The sequence below is a fragment of the Achromobacter sp. HNDS-1 genome (genome assembly GCF_040084795.1).
GTDB classification, from domain to species: domain Bacteria; phylum Pseudomonadota; class Gammaproteobacteria; order Burkholderiales; family Burkholderiaceae_B; genus Achromobacter; species Achromobacter ruhlandii.
This window is the reverse complement of sequence record NZ_CP157584.1, coordinates 1680625-1694630: the sequence shown is the minus strand read 5'-3', so window position 1 is coordinate 1694630 and position 14006 is coordinate 1680625. Positions and strand designations below refer to the sequence as shown.

The following is a 14006-nucleotide window of genomic DNA, read 5'->3' as shown; positions in this document are numbered from 1 at the left end:
CGCCGGGCGCGGGATCAGTTGGCCTTGGCGTCGTACACCACGCCCACGCGGGCGAAGTTGGCGCCGTACTGCTTGACGTCCAGCTGGAACGGGGCGCTTTCACCCGGCTTGAGCTTGGGCAGGCGCAGCTCCGAGTAGCGCGCGCCGGTCAGCTTGTCCTGGGCGTCGTAGAGGCTGACCCAGACCTTCACGTTGTCGATTTCGGCGCTGTCGTTGTTGCGTACCCGGCCATGCACCGTAACGTACTTGTAGCGGTAGCGGTAGGTGAAATTCAGCGTGCCGGTGCCGATGCCGGCCTCGGTATTTTCGACGCTGATGTCCAGCGCCGGCCGGGTGCCGGGCAGGGCCGCGCGCTTGGCGGGCTTCCAGCTGGTCTTGACTTCGGAATAGCGTTCGAAGTTCTCGCCGTTCAGCAGCACCGGAATGCGCTCGCCAGGGTACAGCATGGCCGGCAGCGACCATTCCTGACGTAGCCGCAGGGGGCGCGAGCCGTCGAACACGGAGATTTCCATGCCGGGCGACAGCGCCACATATTTGTCGCTGCGGTTGACCACCTCGGCCAGCAGCAGCGGGCGCTCGATCTCGTCCAGCAGGCGGCGCGGCGGGGATAAGGTCAGCGCCGCCGGATCGAAGAGGGCGAAGTCCGGATCGAGCAGTTCGGCCGTGGTCAATCGCACGTCGTCGATGATGCGGGGATTGGCGGGGCTGACACGCACGATGCGGCTGGCGGGGTCTGGGGAAACCGGCGCCGAGGCGGCGGGCGCCGGCGCGGCCTGGACGGTCTTGGGCGCGTCCCAGGGCAGCAGGCCGTTGTACTTGGCCAGGGCGTAGCCGCCAGCGGCGACGATAATCAGCACCAGCCCGGCCCGGGCAGGCCGCGACAGGGGCCGCGCGGGGGAACGGTCAGCCTTCACTTTGCACCATGTAATCGTAGGATCCGACCTTGCCTTCGGCCAGCATGTCGCAGCGCACATCGAACGAGGTCAGCGCGCCGGGGGCGAGCGGACTGGCCGAACCGTAGCCATTGCCGGTGCCGATCAGCTTGCCGTCCTCGTCGTACAGCATCACCGTCACCTGGGTGCTGCTGGCGGCGACACTGCCCTTGTTGCGCAGCAGGCCCACCAGGCGGTAGGCGCCGTCGTTGCGTACCAACTGCAACTTGTCGGCGGCGACCTCGCGGGCGCTGCTGTGCGCCAGCGACGGCGTGGCCGGCTTCAGGGTGTAGCGGCTGTAGGCGGTATCGGGCAGGGAAATCGTCACCGGCGTGTATTCACCAGGCAGCAGGGTGCGCGCCATCGGCGAACCCGAGGAAGAGGACAGGGTCAGCTCGCCCTGGTAGAACGTGGCGGTGACGCGCGGCGCGTCGATCTTCTTGCCGGTCTCGTTGCGCATCAGCATCACCAGCTGGTTGCGGCCGCGTGCGCGAACTTCCTGCACATCCGTCAGCTTGACCAGCGCGGCATCGATGGGCGGGGGCGCCGCGCGCGAAGGCGAGCGGGTCGAGGAGCCAGTGTTGAACAAGGAAGCCGCGAGCGGCACCAGGATCGCGGCGAGCACCGCCAGCACGATCGCGGCCACCGCGGCCGGTTGCAGCCTGGCGGCGGGCGCCGGTTGCTGCATTCCGCGCAGGATCTTCTCCAGGCGCTGGGCGACGTTGTCTTCGACCAGGGTGACCGCGTGGCAATGGCTGCACTGGTACTCGTTGGTGTCGAGCTTGGTGAACTGGGCGCTGCCGCAAGTCGAGCAGGTCAGCGTCACCGTGTTGATCGTGGTCTGTTTGGGCGTCATGCGTGGAGACAGGCGGACCGCGTCCGGGGCGGCGCCGGGATGGCGCGGCCGAGCCGGGCGCGGCGGGCTTACTGGGCCGCAAGGATAGCGGCCGGGCGCGGGCGGCGGGGTGCATGAGCGCATCTGATTATTACAAAATGTAGGCGAAATGCCCGGACGGCCCCTGGCCCGGTGCTATCATCGCCGGCGTCGAATGCCCCTCTTGAATACGCCGTTCCCCAGTCGTTCCGCTTCAGGCCGCGATCTTTCGCGGCGGGGCCGAGCCGAGGCAGGTCAGGCTCTCCCCCAGCATGAGCATTCTCCAACACCTGTTGTTTCTCGCCTGCGTGGCGCTGGCAACCTACGCCCAGACCATGACCGGCTTCGCCTTCGGACTGGTGCTGCTGGGCCTGTCGGGCGTGTTCCAACTGGCGTCCGTGCCGGAGGTGGCCAATGTGGTCAGCGTCCTGTCGCTGGTGAACGCCGCCGTGACGCTGGCCCGCGCCAAGCCGCAGGTCAACTGGCCGTTGATGGCGCCGGCGCTGGTCAGCAGCCTTGCCGGCGTGGCCGTCGGCGTGACCGCACTCGCCTGGATCAGCGGCGCCATGGCGGTGTTGCTGCAATTGCTGCTGGGCGTCACCATCATGGCCTGCGCCGTGTTGCTGGTGGCGCGTACCCAGCCCCTGGCGCGCCTGTCGTCGCGCGCGTCGTTCCTGTTCTTCGGCGGGGTTTCGGGCGTGCTGGGCGGCTTGTTTTCGAGCGCCGGTCCCCCCATGGTCTATCACCTGTACCGTCAGCCGCTGCCGCTGGCTTCCATCCGCAACAGCCTGTTGGTGCTGTTTTCGCTGAATGCCGTGGTGCGCCTGGCGCTCGTGACGGGCCAGGGCGCCTTCATGGCGAGCTCGTTCTGGCTGAGCCTGCAGGCGCTGCCCGTGGTGATCGGGGTGACGTGGGTGGCGCGCCGCTATGCCACCGCCGGGTCGATGAAGACTGTCAAGCGGATGGTGTTCGTGCTGCTGCTGGCGGCCGGGCTGGGCCTGGTGGTGCCGGCGTCGCGGCTCCTCGCGGCGGGTTAGCCGCGAGGGATCCTCCGCCGCTGCCGCGGGCGCTCAGCCGTGTTCGCCCGAGATGTAGCGCTCGAGTTCGGTGATGATGAACTTCTGTTCGCTCATGACGTCCTTGACCAGGTCGCCGATGGACACCAGACCCACCAGTTTCTTGTCCTGGATGACGGGAAGGTGGCGGAAGTGGCGCTCGGTCATCAGGGCCATGCAGTGTTCACGTGTGTCTTCCGGGCGCACGTAGAAGACCGAATCGGTCATGATCTCGCGAACCTTGGTGGTGCGCGACGAGCGATCCTGCAGCACGATCTTACGGGCGTAGTCGCGCTCGGTGAGCATGCCCAGCACCTCGTCGCCGTCCGCCACCACCACGGCGCCGATGCTGCGTTCGGCCATGGTCTTGATGGCGTCATACACGGACGAGTCCGGCGAGACGGTCACGACGGGCGGGTTGGCCTTTTCCCTCAGAATCTCAGCAACTTTCTTCACGATGTGCTCCCGAATCGCTGGCAAGGTTCAAGCGCTGGCCCGAGCCCGCGCCGGATGCCTTGCGCCGGCGCACGGTCTGGCCGTAGCTCCATCCTAAGCCCGGCGACGGGATTGCCGCAAGTTCGCGTGCCTCACCGTTGCGGTCAGCCACAATAGCGTGGACGGGGCCGAGGGCGGGATCATCGCGCCATGTCATTTGATTCCGATATTTTCCGTTCATGGTCAAAGCCGATTGCCTGCCTGGGAATTTTTCTGTAATTTATAAGCTACATCATGGCCGTTGCGACAATTGAGTTGCGGCGCTACGTGACTGTGCAAGGCATATCGCCATTCGGCGTGTGGTTGCGCGAACTCGGTGACGCCAAGTTGCGGGCGTGGATCGAAGTGCGCCTGAAGCGGATCGGCGCCGGGCTTCTGGGCGATTGGCGGGCCGTCGGCCAGGGGGTTATCGAGTTTCGTCTGGATATCGGTCCGGGTTATCGCGTCTATGCCGGCAGGCATGGCGCTCATTTGATCGTGTTGCTGGCTGGGGGAGCGAAAGCCACGCAGCGGCACGACATCGAACTGGCCTGGCGTTATTGGGCGGACTGGAAGCAGAGGCAGGCATGAACAATCGCCACACTGACATCGCATCGGTTTCCCATGCCGCGGAGACCATCGCTGAATTGCGAGCGGACCACGATTTCGCGGTCGAATACCTGAAGGCGGCGCTGGAAGAACTGGACCATCCGGATCATCGCGCCGCCGGCTTGCTGGCGTTGCGCGACGTGGCGGAAGCCTATGGCGGCGTCGCCGCCGTCGCGGCGGCGGCGGGCATCTCGCGGGAGGCCCTGTACCGCGCGCTTTCGCCTCAGGGAAATCCAACGCTCAAGACATTGCTGGCCGTGCTGCATGCCGTGGGCATGCGGCTGTCCGTGGTGCCGGCGGGCGCCGCGCTGAAGGCCTGATACCACAAGGCCTTTGAGCCACTCCTCTGGTCCTATCTTTCAACGACCGTGCGGTGAGCGGCCGGCCCGCGCCGGCCGCCCCGTATCCTCAGCGGATCAGGAACCCGGCGCCCACCGGATCGTTCTTGTCGATGACCCAGCGCGCCGTGCCCAGGATGCTGGCCGTGCCCTTCACCGTCGGCCGCACCGCGCGGGTGCCGTTCAGGTCGACCTCGCCCAGCAGGCAGCCCTCGAAGGTGCCGCTGCCCAGCAGGCCTTCGGACTTGATCGGCTGGTTCAGGCCCATCTTGCCGCGCGCTTCGAACATGGCCATCATCGCGCTGGTGCCGGTGCCGCCGGGCGAGCGGTCGAGCTGGCCGGCGCTGAACACGTGCACGTTCTTGTAGAACGCGCCCTCGATCGTGGGCTGGTGCCAGAACGTAATGAAGTTCAGGTTGTTGATGTGCGCTTCGGTCGGATGCTGGATGCGCTGGCGGGCATTGAGCTGGTCGCGCACGATCAGGCCCATGCGAGACAGCTCGGTGCCGTTGTCCGGCGAGATGCGCAGGTCGCAGTTCGACAGGTCGACGATGCCGAAGTAGTTGCCGCCCCAGACGATGTCGGCCGACAGCTTGCCGTAGCCCGGCAGTTCCACCGGAATGTCCTGCGCGGCGACGTAGGCCGGCACGTTCTCGAAGCGCGTCCACAGCACGTTGTCGCCTTCCGAGGCCACTTCCGACACCACCAGGCCGGCGGTGGTCTCGAAGCGGATGCGGGTGATGCCGTCCTTGCCGCGCGGCACCAGGCCGTTGGCCACCATGGCCATGCTGACCGCGATGGTGCCGTGGCCGCACATGTGCGAATACTCGGTGCCGTCGATGTAGATCAGGCCGGCGTCGTACTCGGGGCTGGACGGCGGCGTGAGGAACACGCCGAACATGTCCTTGTGGCCGCGCGGCTCGCGCATCAGCGCCTTGCGCAGCCAGTCGTAGTGCTGCTCCAGGAACGCGCGCTTTTCCAGGATGGTGGAACCGGCGGGGTACGGAATGCCGCTGTGGACGATACACAGGGGCTCGCCTTCCGTATGGGTATAGATGACATCGAACGCGTCTTGCTTGCGCATGACAGTGACTCCAGGCGGTAGATAGGGGGAAGAGGAAAGTTATTTGCCGCGTTCGGACAGCATGTCCAGCCCGACGGTCAAATCCAGGATCACGATGGCGATGACCGCAGCCACGATCGTGGCGCCCGATACGGCTGCGATGGTCGGATCAATCGTGTATTGCACGTAGTTGAAAAGCTTCACGGGGATGGTGTTCAGGTCCGCCGTGGTGTTGAAAATCGACAGCTCCACATTGATCCATGACGAGATGAAGGCGAAGATCGAACCGGTCACGATGCCCGGACGGATCTGCGGCAGCACCACCAGGAAGAATGTGGTCCAGGGGTTGGCGCCCAGGTCGGCCGAGGCTTCCTCCAGCGCGCGCTGTTCCGGCGTCAACAGCGTCAGGGTGGAGCGCAGCACGAACGGCGCGATGATCACAACGTGGCCGATCAGGAGCAACAGGAAGCTGCGGGTCAGGCCGAAGTACGCGCCGAACTGCAGCAGCGCGGCGCCCAGCACGATGTGCGGCAGCACCAGCGGCGACATCAGCACCGAGGTCAGCGCGGCCTTGCCCGGAAACGCGTAGCGCGCCAGCGCCAGCGCCGCCGGCACCGTCAGCAGCACCGCCGCCACCGTGGCGGCCAGCGCCAGCACCGTGCTGGTGGTGAACGCGGCCACATAGCCGGCCTCGACCAGCAAGGTGCGGTACCACTCCAGCGTCCAGCCTTGCGGCGGGAACGCCAGGTACGGCGTGGCGGTGAACGACGCGCCCAGGATCACCACGAGCGGCAGCGCCAGGTAGGCCAGCACGGCCAGCGCGGTCAGGCGGATCAGGTGGCGGGCGATCATCGCGCGGCTCCCGGCAAGGTGGCGGCGCGATTGGCCAGCGCCACCAGGATCAGGGTGAAGACCAGCAGCACCATGCTCAGCGCGCCGCCGTAATGGAAATCGAACACCGTGCTGTATTGCTGGAAGATCAGCATCGACAGCACCGTGACGCGGCCGCCCGACAGCAGCGCCGGCGTCACGTAGGCGCTGACCGCCAGCGTGAAGACGATGATGGCGCCCGACACCACGCCGGGCAGCGTCAGCGGCCAGGTCACGTGCAGGAAGGTCGAGGCCGGGCTCGCGCCCAGGTCGGCCGAGGCCTGCTCGCAGGCCGGATCGACCCGCGCCAGCGCATTGCCGACCGCCAGCACCACGAACGGCAGCAGCACGTAGACCATGCCGATCAGAATGCCCAGCTCGGTGCCGATGAAGCGCATCGGCCGGTCCACCGCGCCGGTCGCCATCAGGCCCTGGTTGACCAGGCCGTTGCGTCCCAGCAGCACCATCCAGCCGAAGGCGCGCACGATGTTGCTGGTGAACAGCGGCACCACCAGCAGGATCACACAGGCGCGGCGCCAGGCCTGCCAGCGCACCACGCGCACCAGGTACCAGGCCAGCGGATAGCCCAGCACCAGGCAGGCGACGGTGGTGAACAGGGCCAGGCGGAATGTCACCAGGATCACGTCCCAGTGGTACTGGTCGGCCAGCACCTTCGTGTACTGCGCGAGCGTCGGCGTCAGGCCGTCCGGCCCGCCCGTAGCGCTGGCCAGCGCCACCACCGCCAGCGGCGCCAGGAAGAAGGCCGCGAAGAACAGCACCGGGGCCGCCAGCAGCAGGCCGGGGGAGAGCCAGGCGCGCCGCGTCATGGCTGGCCGCCGATCAGGTGCAGGTGTACGGGCGCGAACGCCAGCGTCACCTCGCCGCCGGCATGCAGGCCGCCGGGCGCGAGACCGCCGTGGCGCGCCACCAGGGTCTGGCCGCCGATGTCGACGTGGATCATGCTGTGGCTGCCCACATTGATCACGTCGCTCACGGTGCCGGTCAGCATGGCGTCGGCGCGCTCGCACAGCTTCAGGTCCTCGGGCCGCAGCACGGCCAGGCCGCGCGCCGTCGCCGGACGTTGGGCGAGCGGTACGCGCAGGCGCTGGGCATCCAGCATCAAGGCGCCGTCATCGGCCACCGTATAGGCGATGAAGTTGGCATCGCCGATGAACTCGGCGACGAAGCGCGTGGCCGGCTGGCGGTAGATGTCGGTGCCGGCGCCGACCTGTTCGATGCGGCCGGCGTGCATGACCACGACGCGGTCCGCCATGGTCATCGCTTCTTCCTGGTCATGCGTCACGAAGATGAAGGCGATGCCCAGGCGGGCCTGCAGATGCTTGAGTTCGAGCTGCATGCGCTTGCGCAGCTTCAGGTCCAGCGCGGACAGCGGCTCGTCCAGCAACAGCAGCTTGGGCTGGTTGACGATGGCGCGCGCCAGCGCCACGCGCTGCTGCTGGCCGCCCGACATTTCGCGGGGATAGCGCGGGCCGAAGTCGGCCAGGCCGACCATGTCCAGCGCATCCCGGGCGCGTTCCGCCGCCTGCGCCTTCGAGGCTCCCTGGCGCCGCGGACCATAGGCGACGTTCTCCAGCACCGTCATGTGCGGGAACAGCGCATAGTTCTGGAACACGGTATTGAGCGGGCGGCGATGCGCCGGCAGGCGGCTGACGTCCTGGCCGTCGATCAGGATGCGGCCCGATTCCGGCTGCAGGAAACCGGCGATCGACTTGAGCAGCGTGGTCTTGCCGCAGCCGCTGGGGCCCAGCAGCGCCACGAACTCTCCCTGCTGGATCGCCAGGTCGATGCGATCCAGCGCCTGGTAGGCGCCGAAGCGCATCGACACGCCTTCGATGGTGAGCAAAGCAGACATGGGAAGCGAACCTTGCTCAGCGCTTGCGGGCGACCTGCCGGTTCCACGCGTCGGTGACCTCGGCGCGGCGGGCGTTGATGATGTTCCAGTCGAACAGGCTCAGGTTCTTGACCGAACCCTCCGCGCCCCAGGGCAGCTTGCGGGCCACGTCCTTGGAGACCTGCACGTCCTTGACCGCCGGGCCCAGGTACAGCCTGGTCGCCAGGCAGGCGGCCGCGTCCGGCGTCAATGCGGTGTCGATGAACTTCTGTGCCGCGGCCTTGTTGGGCGCGCCCTTGACCAGATGCAGGCGGGCGTCGGTGGCCCAAACGCCTTCCTTGGGCACGGTGAAGCCGATGGGCAGGCCCTTGTCGATCAGGTCCCAGGCGCCGACGTTGAAATGCGCGCCGATCACCGCTTCGCCGCTCTGGAAGGCGTTGGTGGCCGCGCCCGAGCTGTCGAAGAACAGCGCGGTGTCCAGCGAGGCCAGCTTGGCATAGAGCGGCGCCAGGTTCGACGGGTCGATCGCCCACACCCGCGCCAGGAAGAAGATGAACGGCACGCCTGACGAGTTGGCGGGCGAGGGCACCGCCACCGCGCCGGCATACTCGGGCTTCCACAGGTCCTTCCAGCTGGTCGGCGGCTGTGTCACTTCCTTGGTGCTGTAGGTGATGCCGAGCGAGTAATAGCCGGTGCTGACCGCGAAGGCGGCATTGCCGTCGCGGTACACGCCCTGCTCGATGACGTTCTTCAGGTTGGGAATGGCGCTGGCGTCCAGCGCGTCCAGCACGCCGGCCTGCTGCGCCAGCTCGCTGATGCCGCCGTCCATCCAGGCCACGTCGATGGTCGGCGCGCCCTTCTGCTGCTGCAGCTTGGCCAGCGTGGTGGTGGAGGTGCCGACTTCCGGCACCACGGTGACGCCGGTGGCTTTGGTGAAGGGCTCGGCCACGCAGGCGCGGAACGCCTCGCCCCAGTTGCCGCCGTACCAGGCGACGGTGATTTTCTGCTGCTGCGCCAGCGCCGCGTGCGAAGCCATGAGCAGCCCCGCGCCGAGCGCCGCCGCGCCCAGCGCGCTGCGGGTGTTTGTTGCCATGTCGGATTCCCCTTGTAGATTTGTCGATCCGCGATTCATTGACTCAAGTACCACAGGCGCATCTTGGGCGATGCTCGGGAAAACGAGCTTGAAGGCGCGGGACATAAATTTGAATAATTGCGTCATGTCCGTCGCCGCGCCACCCCCGTCCTTGCCGCTCTCCTATGAAGACGGCGAAGCACACCTGCCTCAGGGAAAACCCGCCCTGACCATCGGCATCGTGCTGCTGGACCAGTTCACGCTGGCGGCGTTCGCCGGTTTCGTCGACGTGTTGCGGCTGGCCGGCGACCATGGCGGCCGCAGCCGCCAGATCCACACCGCGTGGCGGGTGATGAGCTGGGACGGCAAGCCGCGCTGCTCCAGCGCCGGCCTGACTATCGAGGTGGAGGCCGGCCTGCCCGACGACCCGGCGCAGTTCGACTACATCGCCATCTGCGGCGGCAACGACTATTCCAGCGGGCGCATGCCCGGACCGCTGCGCGATTGGTTGCGGCGGGCGGCGGCGCTGCGGGTGCGGCTGCTGGGCATCTGCACCGGCACCTTCGCGCTGGCGCAGGCCGACGTGATCGGGCCGCGCACGGTGTGCGTGCACTGGAATGTGCTGGAAACCTTCCGCGAGCGCTTTCCCGCGACCCGCGCGGTGGTCGACCGCCTGTTCGTCGATGAAGGCGACCTGATTTCCTGCGCCGGCTCCACCGCCGCCATCGACCTGGGCCTGTATCTGGTGGCGCGCCACTGCGGCCGCGACAAGGCCCAGCAGGCCATGCGTCACATGATGCTGCAGGGCGCGCGGCCGGGCCGCGTGCCGCAGGCGCATTTCCGCACCGACCTGTCCGGCATCCAGGATCTGCGGGTGCGCCAGGCGGCGCATTTCATCGAGCAGCGCATCGACAATCCGCCGCCGCTGGACGCCATTGCGCGGTATGTCGGCGTGGGCCGGCGCCAATTGGAACGGGCCTTCCGCCAGGCCACCGGGATGTCGCCAATGGCATTCCAGCGGCAACTGCGACTGGAATATGGCAGTTGGTTGTTGCTTAATAATGCCTGCAGCATCACGCAAATCGCGCTGGATTGCGGATTTGCCGACGGCGCGCATTTTTCACGCGACTTCCGCGCGCATTTCGGGCAATCCCCACGCCAGTTTCAACAAAGCCACGGGCGGCAGGCCGCGCGGCACGAAGGCGAGATCAGCGTCTTTCCCGCGTAGCCTTGCGCCCGCAAGGAGAGCGGCATGACATACGACCTTTGGTATTGGGACGGCATACCCGGACGCGGGGAATTCGTGCGCCTGGCGCTGGAGGCCGGGGGGATTCCCTATCGCGAACGCGCGCGCGAGCCGGGCATGGACGAAGACGCGCTGGTCAAGGACATGCTGTCCGACCGCAAGCATCCGCCGTTTGCGCCGCCTTATCTGGTGGCCGGGAAAATGACCCTGGCGCAAACCGCCAATATCCTGCTGTATCTCGGTGAAAAGCACGGCCTGGCGCCGGCCAGTGTCGAAGGACGCCTGTGGGTGAATCAATTGCAGCTGACCATCGCCGATATGGTGGCCGAGGCGCACGATACCCATCATCCGATCTCGTCGAGTGACTATTACGAAGACCAGAAAGAAGAGGCGGCGCGGCGCGCCCGCGATTTTCGCGAAGCACGCATTCCGAAGTTCCTGGGCTACTTCGAGCGGGTGCTGGCCGGGCAGGACGCCTGGCTCGCCGGTGGCAAGCGCTGGAGTTATGCCGACCTGTCGCTGTTCCATCTGGTCGACGGCCTGCTTTATGCCTTCCCGCGCCGCATGGGAACGCAGGCGGCCAGATTCCCCAAGGTCATGGCCTTGCATCGGCGCGTCGCCGAACTGCCGGCCCTGCAGGCGTATTTCAGCAGTGGCCGGCGCCTGCCGTTCGGCGAAGGCATATTCCGCCATTATCGAGAGCTGGACGCGGAATAACTGACGATTCCGATTCTCCATCGAATCCGCGGAGCCTGCGTGTGCGCCAGCTTTGGTCTGGCTTGGATGGGTCGTCGTCAAGGTTGGCCCCATTATTGGCGGGTACCGATTCTGAAATCCATCTGAAAATACGGGGGCGGATTCGTATTAACCCTGATTAATACCGCGATGGCGGCCCGGGTTAATCGTGAAACCCAGTGAGATGGCGGCCGTCGGTTTTTTTTTGACAAGTCGCTGATGAATATATTGAGAACGCCTCATTTTTAGGATTAAATATTTTCGACTGGATACATTCTTCCTTTTTTTGTAATCACCGACCTGCCGTCGCCACGTTGGCGACGGACTCGCAGGCAAGCGCGTGCACGCGGCGCGGCGTGCACGGCCTGATTCCCGGGACGCGCCAGCAGTCTGCTTCAGATAAGCCAACTGGTTCCTTCATCGGTTTTCAGCAAACTCGTCCCATTTCCTGCGGGAGACGTCAACATGCAATGGCTTACCCTCAAACGGCTGCTGCGTGCCGAGCGCGGCATGCGGAAAGCGGATCTATACGGGCAGATAGCGGCCATTCACAAGGCACAGGCGGTGATCGAATTCGATCTCGAAGGCCACGTGCTGATGGCCAACCAGAATTTTCTCGACACCATGGGCTATGAGCTGGACGAAGTCCTGGGGCAGCATCACCGTATGTTCGTGGTGCCCGACGAACGGGAATCCGCCGAGTACCTGGCTTTCTGGGACAGGCTGGGCCAGGGCGCGCACGACACCGGGCGTTATCGCCGCATCCGCAGAGACGGCGGCGATGTCTGGCTGCAGGCCAGCTATAACCCGATTTTCGACAAGCACGGCCGCCCTTTCAAAGTGGTCAAGTACGCCACCGATATTACAGAGCAGCAGCAGCGCCAGGCGGATACCGAGGGCCAGCTCGAAGCTATTTCCAAAGTTCAGGCGATTATCGAATTCGAGTTGGACGGCACCATCATCCGCGCCAACGATCTCTTTCTGAACGCGGTCGGATATCGCGCGGAGGAAATCCTCGGCCGCCACCACAGCATGTTCGTGCTGCCAGAAGAGGCGCGCAGCGCGGCCTATGCGGAATTCTGGCGCAAACTGCGCAGTGGCCGGCACGATACCGGTCAATACCTGCGGATCGGCAAGAATGGCCGCCATGTGTGGATTGAGGCCAGCTACAACCCGATTTTCGATGCTGAGGGCAGGCCATTCAAAGTGGTGAAATTCGCCACTGACATCACCAAGCGTTTTACCGCCGCGCAGACGCTGCGGGTGGCGGTGCAGGGATTGACCGAAAACGCGGAGCGCGCCGGTCAGGCCAATACCCTGGCGCTGGATGCCTGCCGCGTCGCCGAGCAGGGCGGCAAGACCGTGGCCGGGGTGGTGCGGACCATGGGCGCGATTACCGACAGCTCCAAGCGTATTTCCGAAATCATCGGCGTGATGGACGGCATCGCGTTCCAGACCAATATCCTGGCCTTGAATGCCGCGGTCGAGGCCGCGCGCGCCGGGGCGCATGGCAAGGGGTTCGCGGTGGTGGCGGCGGAAGTGCGCAGCCTGGCGCAGAACAGCGCGGCCGCGGCCAAGGAAATCAAAGGCCTGATCACCACCTCGGTCGAGCAGATCGAGAGCGGCGCGGGCCAGGTTCAGTCCGCCGGCGCCACGATGGAGGACATCGTGGCTTCTTCGCGCCGGGTCACCGAGATCATGGGCGAAGTGGTGCAGGTGTCACTGGCGCAATCCGCCAAACTGGCCGAGGTCACCGAAGACATCACCCAGATGACGGCCGAAGCCGCTGCCGCGTTGCAGTCCGCCCATGAGTTGCATGGCGGGGCGGTGCTGCGGCCAGCGGTCAAGCCGGTGACCCCGTCGGTGCGCGCGCGCCCGGCGGCCAATACGCCGATGCCGCCCAAGCCGGTGCTGGAGTACGTGCGCTATTGAAGGGCCGGGCGGCTGCGGCCCGGGTGCGCTATAAATACGGTCTTGTCCGAACCCGTCGGCCCGGGCGGGAGCTTTCCCACCCGGGCCGTGTTTTTCCGCGGTACTTCCTCATGACCGAATCCGAAGCCCTGGCGCTTGCCACCCACCGTCATTACAAGGGCGGCCTGTATCGCTATATCGATACGGCCCGCCATTCCGAGACCGAGGAATCCATGGTGGTGTACGAGCACCTGTGGCCGCACACGCGCGGTTTGTGGGTACGTCCCGCCGATCTCTTCTTTGGCCAATTGGCCGACGGTTCGCCGCGCTTCGCGCCGCTCCGGCCGACGGTGTAGTCCATGGCCTTTTATTACCGCAGGACCCGTCCGGCCGGTGCCGGCGCGGGCGCGGGCGGCGCGGCCAAACCATCCGCGGCGCTGTCGGCGGCCCTGGACGCCTTGCGCGGCCCGTTCGTCGTGGCCGACCTGGAAACCACCGGGTTGTCCACCGCCTCCTGCGAAATCCTGGAATTCGCGGCGGTGCGGGTCGAGCCGGGCGACGCGGCGCGGCGCGAGTACACCCAGGTGGTGCGCACGCGCGCCGTGGTGCCGCCCTTCATCACCCGCCTGACCGGCATCACCCAGGCCGAGGTCGATCGCCGGGGCGTGCCCGTGGCGCAGGCGTTCGCGGCTTTCCTGGATTTCGTCGAAGACCTGCCGGTGTTCTTCCACAACGCTTCGTTCGACCGCCGTTTCCTCGGCGCCGCCGCGCTCGAGACCGGCATGCCCTTTGCCAACGCCACGCACTGCACGCTGGCGCTGGCGCGGCGGGCCTGGCCGGAACTGCCGTCGCACAAGCTGGACGTGCTGGCGCGGCATGTTGGCGCGTCGGAACCCACTCACCGGGCCCTTGCCGACGTGCGCACCACGGTCGCCGTGGCGCTGGCGGCGGGTTCAAGGCTGGCGCCCGCCTGAG

General features: G+C 66.4%; 16 protein-coding genes. 8 read left to right on the top strand and 8 right to left on the bottom strand.

The annotated features are described in order from the left end of the window. Positions 1-14 precede the first annotated feature (14 nt). Positions 15-857, bottom strand: a complete 843-nt coding sequence (locus ABFG95_RS07745) for an FxLYD domain-containing protein (protein WP_232732917.1) — start codon at positions 855-857, stop codon at positions 15-17. A gap of 46 nt (positions 858-903) precedes the next feature. Continuing rightward, a complete protein-coding gene (locus ABFG95_RS07740) occupies positions 904-1788 on the bottom strand; it encodes an FxLYD domain-containing protein (protein WP_348995710.1) in 885 nt (294 codons plus the stop codon). A gap of 290 nt (positions 1789-2078) precedes the next feature. Here ABFG95_RS07740 and ABFG95_RS07735 point away from each other — a divergent pair, with 290 nt between their 5' ends. Then, positions 2079-2843, top strand: a complete 765-nt coding sequence (locus ABFG95_RS07735) for a TSUP family transporter (RefSeq protein WP_054501153.1) — start codon at positions 2079-2081, stop codon at positions 2841-2843. 33 nt (positions 2844-2876) lie between these two features. Here the strand turns inward: ABFG95_RS07735 and ABFG95_RS07730 are convergent, their stop codons facing one another. Then, positions 2877-3317, bottom strand: a complete 441-nt coding sequence (locus ABFG95_RS07730; protein WP_054418651.1) for a CBS domain-containing protein — start codon at positions 3315-3317, stop codon at positions 2877-2879. Between the two features lie 273 nt (positions 3318-3590). Between ABFG95_RS07730 and ABFG95_RS07725 the strand changes: the two genes are divergently transcribed. Together ABFG95_RS07725 and ABFG95_RS07720 are read left to right on the top strand one after the other, a co-directional pair. Next, positions 3591-3926: a type II toxin-antitoxin system RelE/ParE family toxin gene (locus ABFG95_RS07725; protein ID WP_278992793.1), complete on the top strand. Its 336-nt coding sequence runs from the start codon at positions 3591-3593 to the stop codon at positions 3924-3926. Further along, positions 3923-4264, top strand: a complete 342-nt coding sequence (locus ABFG95_RS07720; protein WP_059272236.1) for an addiction module antidote protein — start codon at positions 3923-3925, stop codon at positions 4262-4264. The genes ABFG95_RS07725 and ABFG95_RS07720 overlap by 4 nt, the downstream gene beginning before the upstream one ends. A gap of 88 nt (positions 4265-4352) precedes the next feature. Here ABFG95_RS07720 and ABFG95_RS07715 read toward each other — a convergent pair whose 3' ends face one another. From ABFG95_RS07715 to ABFG95_RS07695, 5 genes are read right to left on the bottom strand one after another with little or no spacing between them, the layout of a single operon-like run. Beyond that, entirely contained in the window at positions 4353-5366 is a 1014-nt protein-coding gene (locus ABFG95_RS07715; protein WP_054418649.1) for a proline racemase family protein, read from the bottom strand. 39 nt (positions 5367-5405) lie between these two features. Then, the gene (locus tag ABFG95_RS07710; RefSeq protein ID WP_278992795.1) at positions 5406-6197 is read right to left on the bottom strand and encodes an ABC transporter permease; all 792 of its coding nucleotides are present in this window, start codon (positions 6195-6197) and stop codon (positions 5406-5408) included. Beyond that, complete coding sequence (locus ABFG95_RS07705) at positions 6194-7042, bottom strand: ABC transporter permease (protein ID WP_175146983.1); 849 nt, start codon at positions 7040-7042, stop codon at positions 6194-6196. Before ABFG95_RS07705 ends, ABFG95_RS07710 begins: the two co-directional genes overlap by 4 nt. Further along, on the bottom strand, positions 7039-8088 hold the full coding sequence (locus ABFG95_RS07700) for an ABC transporter ATP-binding protein (protein WP_278992796.1): 1050 nt from the start codon (positions 8086-8088) through the stop codon (positions 7039-7041). The genes ABFG95_RS07705 and ABFG95_RS07700 overlap by 4 nt, the downstream gene beginning before the upstream one ends. A 16-nt stretch (positions 8089-8104) precedes the next feature. Beyond that, positions 8105-9160 carry an ABC transporter substrate-binding protein gene (locus tag ABFG95_RS07695; RefSeq protein WP_059272230.1) on the bottom strand — a complete coding sequence of 352 codons (1056 nt, stop codon included), beginning with the start codon at positions 9158-9160 and terminating at the stop codon, positions 8105-8107. 124 nt (positions 9161-9284) lie between these two features. On the opposite strand from ABFG95_RS07695, the gene ABFG95_RS07690 reads away from it, so the two are divergent. From ABFG95_RS07690 to ABFG95_RS07670, 5 genes are all read left to right on the top strand, one after another. Then, positions 9285-10367, top strand: a complete 1083-nt coding sequence (locus tag ABFG95_RS07690; protein WP_063582382.1) for a GlxA family transcriptional regulator — start codon at positions 9285-9287, stop codon at positions 10365-10367. A gap of 24 nt (positions 10368-10391) precedes the next feature. Next, positions 10392-11102, top strand: coding sequence for a glutathione S-transferase (locus ABFG95_RS07685; RefSeq protein ID WP_348995709.1), 711 nt, complete (start codon positions 10392-10394; stop codon positions 11100-11102). A 483-nt stretch (positions 11103-11585) separates the two neighbouring features. Continuing rightward, the gene (locus tag ABFG95_RS07680; RefSeq protein WP_278992798.1) at positions 11586-13052 is read left to right on the top strand and encodes a methyl-accepting chemotaxis protein; all 1467 of its coding nucleotides are present in this window, start codon (positions 11586-11588) and stop codon (positions 13050-13052) included. Positions 13053-13162: 110 nt separating this feature from the next. Next, the gene (locus ABFG95_RS07675; RefSeq protein ID WP_049075305.1) at positions 13163-13387 is read left to right on the top strand and encodes a DUF1653 domain-containing protein; all 225 of its coding nucleotides are present in this window, start codon (positions 13163-13165) and stop codon (positions 13385-13387) included. A 3-nt stretch (positions 13388-13390) separates the two neighbouring features. Then, positions 13391-14005, top strand: a complete 615-nt coding sequence (locus tag ABFG95_RS07670; protein ID WP_081335607.1) for a 3'-5' exonuclease — start codon at positions 13391-13393, stop codon at positions 14003-14005. Position 14006 lies beyond the last annotated feature (1 nt).

Coding starts and splice junctions, on each gene's coding strand:
- ABFG95_RS07740 (WP_348995710.1), bottom strand. CDS start 1,788: ATGACGCCCAAACAGACCACGATCAACACGGTGACGCTGACCTGCTCG.
- ABFG95_RS07735 (WP_054501153.1), top strand. CDS start 2,079: ATGAGCATTCTCCAACACCTGTTGTTTCTCGCCTGCGTGGCGCTGGCA.
- ABFG95_RS07725 (WP_278992793.1), top strand. CDS start 3,591: ATGGCCGTTGCGACAATTGAGTTGCGGCGCTACGTGACTGTGCAAGGC.
- ABFG95_RS07720 (WP_059272236.1), top strand. CDS start 3,923: ATGAACAATCGCCACACTGACATCGCATCGGTTTCCCATGCCGCGGAG.
- ABFG95_RS07715 (WP_054418649.1), bottom strand. CDS start 5,366: ATGCGCAAGCAAGACGCGTTCGATGTCATCTATACCCATACGGAAGGC.
- ABFG95_RS07710 (WP_278992795.1), bottom strand. CDS start 6,197: ATGATCGCCCGCCACCTGATCCGCCTGACCGCGCTGGCCGTGCTGGCC.
- ABFG95_RS07705 (WP_175146983.1), bottom strand. CDS start 7,042: ATGACGCGGCGCGCCTGGCTCTCCCCCGGCCTGCTGCTGGCGGCCCCG.
- ABFG95_RS07700 (WP_278992796.1), bottom strand. CDS start 8,088: ATGTCTGCTTTGCTCACCATCGAAGGCGTGTCGATGCGCTTCGGCGCC.
- ABFG95_RS07695 (WP_059272230.1), bottom strand. CDS start 9,160: ATGGCAACAAACACCCGCAGCGCGCTGGGCGCGGCGGCGCTCGGCGCG.
- ABFG95_RS07690 (WP_063582382.1), top strand. CDS start 9,285: ATGTCCGTCGCCGCGCCACCCCCGTCCTTGCCGCTCTCCTATGAAGAC.
- ABFG95_RS07685 (WP_348995709.1), top strand. CDS start 10,392: ATGACATACGACCTTTGGTATTGGGACGGCATACCCGGACGCGGGGAA.
- ABFG95_RS07680 (WP_278992798.1), top strand. CDS start 11,586: ATGCAATGGCTTACCCTCAAACGGCTGCTGCGTGCCGAGCGCGGCATG.
- ABFG95_RS07675 (WP_049075305.1), top strand. CDS start 13,163: ATGACCGAATCCGAAGCCCTGGCGCTTGCCACCCACCGTCATTACAAG.
- ABFG95_RS07670 (WP_081335607.1), top strand. CDS start 13,391: ATGGCCTTTTATTACCGCAGGACCCGTCCGGCCGGTGCCGGCGCGGGC.